This is a genomic window from Aureimonas ureilytica, from assembly GCF_001475935.1.
GTDB lineage: Bacteria > Pseudomonadota > Alphaproteobacteria > Rhizobiales > Rhizobiaceae > Aureimonas > Aureimonas ureilytica_A.
Window position 1 is genome coordinate 1 of the sequence record NZ_LDQA01000108.1, and the last position, 1,093, is coordinate 1,093.

Consider the following 1,093-nt stretch of genomic DNA (forward strand, 5'->3'; position numbering starts at 1 on the left):
CGCGGCGGGATTGGCAGCGCGCCGTCGAAGGCCGGCAGGGCGACTTCCGCGAGGGAGAAGAGGAAGGCGAGCGCGATGAAGCGCAGCGACCAGGCGCGCCTGATCACCGCCCGCCAGTTGGCGACGAGGGTCATGATGTCTCCTGAAACGAAAAAGCCCGGCACGGGGCCGGGCTGCATCGGGCTGGATCAGAGAATGGCGATTAGGCCGCGATGGCCCCGACGCCTTGGAGGTAGGCCTTGAGGGCGTTGTAGAGCCCCGTCTTTTGGGCAGTCGTTGTGAGCGCGCCGCCCGTGTGGATCACGGCCACCTGTGCGTCGCCGTAGGCGCTGTTATTGCGCAGGAGGTCGAGGCTCGTGGCCAGGGAGGTCGAGGCTGTCGTCAATGTCGCAAACTGCGCGCCGTCCACCAGAAGCTCGGACGCGCTCGCGCCCGTTCGGTTGGCGACGACGTGATGCGGCGAGGCCATCGAGCCCGAGCCGCCGAGGCCACCCGTGGTCTGGCTGACACGCCCACCATGCCCCGAGGCGCGAGAATGGACGTTGGTTCGAGCATTGGCGGAGCCGAAGTCCTCGCCTGTCGTGCCGTCCACTAGCGTGAAGACGCCGATATGGGCGTTGTCCTGCTGGTGCTTGAGCCCCGTCGCAGTGCTCGGATTGATACCGGTCGAAGCAAACTGGGACGAGCCGTTGCCCTTGTAGCCCCGATCCTTGGTCCAGGTCGGGAAGGTTGAGGCGTTGGTCGAGGTCAGCGTGTAGGCTGTCGAGACAAGGTTTTCGTTCGCCGCCTGCTGCGAGTGAGCCGCAACGATATGCAGCTCGTCCAGGACTGACAGGACGCCTGCCGTCTTGAGATCACCAAACAGCTTGTCCACCAGCGCGCGCCGCCTGTCGCTCGGCGGCGAGGTCATGCGCGCGACATAGGCCGAGGCTTCCGAATTCGCGAAGGCATAGGCCGGATAGAGGGCCAGAAGCTGATCGCGCAGGATCGCCGCCGCCTCCTTGTGGATCGGCGTCGTCGGGTGCGTTTCGTCGTTGCAGTTCGTCGCCCGGATCACCGATCCGACCGGATGCGCCAACGTCAACGTCGCGCC

The 1,093-nt window shown here is 66.0% G+C and carries 1 protein-coding gene; it reads right to left on the bottom strand.

What is annotated here, in order from left to right; all coding sequences use genetic code 11:
* Nucleotides 1-202: 202 nt before the first annotated feature.
* On the bottom strand, nucleotides 203-1,093 hold an 891-nt coding region (locus NS365_RS24690; protein WP_193753522.1), incomplete at its 5' end, for a hypothetical protein.